Origin of the sequence: Polynucleobacter sp. Tro8-14-1, from assembly GCF_018881655.1 — a bacterium.
In the GTDB taxonomy this organism is placed as follows: Bacteria; Pseudomonadota; Gammaproteobacteria; order Burkholderiales; family Burkholderiaceae; genus Polynucleobacter.
Window position 1 is genome coordinate 1 of record NZ_JACVPX010000013.1, and the last position, 2,412, is coordinate 2,412.

General features: G+C 45.9%; 4 protein-coding genes. 2 read left to right on the top strand and 2 right to left on the bottom strand.

All coding sequences use genetic code 11. The annotated features are described in order from the left end of the window. Both ICN34_RS11430 and ICN34_RS11435 read left to right on the top strand, forming a co-directional pair. On the top strand, nucleotides 1–456 hold a 456-nt coding region (locus tag ICN34_RS11430; protein ID WP_370624026.1), incomplete at its 5' end, for a metallophosphoesterase. Nucleotides 457–522: 66 nt separating this feature from the next. Beyond that, nucleotides 523–750 carry a hypothetical protein gene (locus tag ICN34_RS11435; RefSeq protein ID WP_216122730.1) on the top strand — a complete coding sequence of 76 codons (228 nt, stop codon included), beginning with the start codon at nucleotides 523–525 and terminating at the stop codon, nucleotides 748–750. A 29-nt stretch (nucleotides 751–779) separates the two neighbouring features. Here the strand turns inward: ICN34_RS11435 and ICN34_RS11440 are convergent, their stop codons facing one another. Beyond that, nucleotides 780–2,087, bottom strand: a complete 1,308-nt coding sequence (locus ICN34_RS11440; RefSeq protein WP_216122731.1) for a type II toxin-antitoxin system HipA family toxin — start codon at nucleotides 2,085–2,087, stop codon at nucleotides 780–782. Beyond that, on the bottom strand, nucleotides 2,087–2,410 hold the full coding sequence (locus ICN34_RS11445; protein ID WP_216122732.1) for a helix-turn-helix domain-containing protein: 324 nt from the start codon (nucleotides 2,408–2,410) through the stop codon (nucleotides 2,087–2,089). Before ICN34_RS11445 ends, ICN34_RS11440 begins: the two co-directional genes overlap by 1 nt. Nucleotides 2,411–2,412: the final 2 nt, after the last annotated feature.

Consider the following 2,412-nt stretch of genomic DNA (forward strand, 5'->3'; position numbering starts at 1 on the left):
AGTGATTTGCATTTAGAATTTGCCGACTTTTCACCTGCATTGAATGTGGCAGATGTTATTGTCCTGGCCGGTGATATTAGCCTGCGCTCCGAGGGTATAACTTGGGCTAGAAAATCGTTTCCGAATCAAGAGATTATTTATGTGGCTGGCAACCATGAGTTCTATGGTTCTCAGCGTTCTCATGTCATTGAGGACATCCAAAATGCATGCGCAGAAAACGGCATTCATTTCCTAGATGACTATGGGATTGAGCTACATGATTCGCAGTTAAATACCCCCGTCCGTTTTTTAGGGGCTACTTTATGGACGGACTTTTTATTATTTGGTGAAGATCTAAAATCTAAATGCTTATCGTATGGCGAGCTTTACTTAAATGACTTCAGAAGAATCCGTGACGGAGGTAGAAATTTTTCCCCGAAAAAGTCTATCCAATTGCATGAAAAGTCACTGGCTTAGCTGCAAAAAGAGTTAGAGAGTCCCTTTAGTGGCAAGACGGTAGTGGTTACTCATCATCTACCCTCAATGAGTTCAGTAGCGGAGCGATATAAACCGGATCTACTATCCGCCTGTTTTGCCTCCGAGTTAGCCCATCTCTTTGGCAAGATGTCTCTATGGATTCATGGGCATACGCATGACTCCTGTGATTATCAAATGAATGGCACTAGGGTGGTTTGTAATCCTCGCGGTTATGTGCGATCTAATCATGCTGAGAACCCAGCATTTAATCCATCTTTAATAATTGAAATCTAGTTTCCTAGCAAGATCTTCTCAATAAGTGATTAGCCTTTAGCTAGAGTCTTGATTAATTCAGGACTACAAATATCATCAATGTGTCTAAAGGCCCGGGAGATTCCTTCAATTTGATCTGCAGCAATTCCAAGGCTTTCGAAGTGTGTTTTCCACTGCCTAGTTACTCGCCATACACGATCGATAATGGAGCTTGCTTGCTGCGCAGATAGACCAAAGCGTTCTTTAGCGGCATAGGCATTGTCTAGGGTTGCTAGCTTGCCTTGAGGCCCAATACCTAGATGTTGATAGCGCTCACTTGCAATGACTGCATGAGGCATCACATCATAGAGCGGACTTAGGCTCCAGCCTTTAAGCTCCTGATTCCATAAGAAGGCATGATTGCGTAGATGATCATCATCGTTGCTGACAAAAAGGTTAAAGATCATGCGTGCATATAGTTCTTCAATATCAGCTTTGACTGTTTGAACCATGCAATATCTGCGGATGGCATCCGCAATATCCATATAGCTTTTTGTATTGGATTCCGATTCGTGACAGGCAACTAAGGTGAGGGCACTAACGACATGATGACGAATTTCTACTGGCCGAGCAAAAGTAGTCCAAGAGCGATCAAAGCGTTTGACCATCAACACTTTTTTCTTGCCAACTTGTTCTAATTGAGTTTGCGCTACATTAAGACCGGCTAACTGCGCAAGTTGGAGTGTGGCGTATTCAATGCTTGGTACATCTAAAGCGCCATCTGTGTTACCTGGGAACTTGGCCATCCATAAAATGTTTTCATCATCGCGCACGCTTGCCTTAGGGCGCATGCCCCCAAGACCGCTACCCACAAGCAAAATTTTGGATAGTGCTTCTGACACTGGCAAGCCCGCCTCAATCTTTTGCGCACCCTCGAGTACGTATGACAGATTGTGAATACTTTCATGTGCAGGGCGCTCTTCTTGATCTAAGGAGGCTCGAACATCTAACGCCCCAATGCGATCACTACCAGCCTCGAGTAGATAGGCTGATTCTGGCAGGCTATTAGCTGGAACCTTAAGTCTTGCCTCAATAACTCTTCTTCCCCAAGAATCAGGAGCAGCATCCCGAATTCCACCAAAAGCCTCTAAGCCGTTAGGTGGAATGAGGCGTTTACCTTTGATCTCACTTTTACTCCTAAGGCTAAGAGCGACTGGATCCACTTCTTGTGCGTTGCTCCTATCTAAGTAACGCAAGCCATAAGCAAATGATGAGGCAATAAGTCTTGAGCCTTCCTCATCTACTTGCAGTTGTCCTGCTGGTACAAATTCACCATCAAGATTGGCAAAGACAAACAGGTCTTTAGTTGTGTTTGCCATCAGAAATCAAGCGCTTTCATCTCGGCTGTACTTAGGTCACGTACACGTTGAGGGCGCGAGCGACGCTCCAGAGCAGCGATCGCAGGATCATTGCCGCTTAAGAGTTGCAATAAGGTCATGCCTGGAGCGATTGCATCCAAGTAACGTAGCAGTGCGCCAATGGCAACGCCAGGATCGCCTTTTTCAATACGCTGGGCAGTTGCACGAGCAAGGCCGGCACGAACCGCAGCCTCACCTTGGCGAACGTGACGGGCAAGGCGTAAGGACACTAGGCATTGCGCTATTTCAGCGGATTGGCCAAGTTGCTTTGATGCTAGGGTCAGTT

Excerpts from the sequence above, each read along its gene's own strand:
- ICN34_RS11435 (WP_216122730.1), top strand. The coding sequence starts at position 523 with ATGAGTTCAGTAGCGGAGCGATATAAACCGGATCTACTATCCGCCTGT.
- ICN34_RS11440 (WP_216122731.1), bottom strand. The coding sequence starts at position 2,087 with ATGGCAAACACAACTAAAGACCTGTTTGTCTTTGCCAATCTTGATGGT.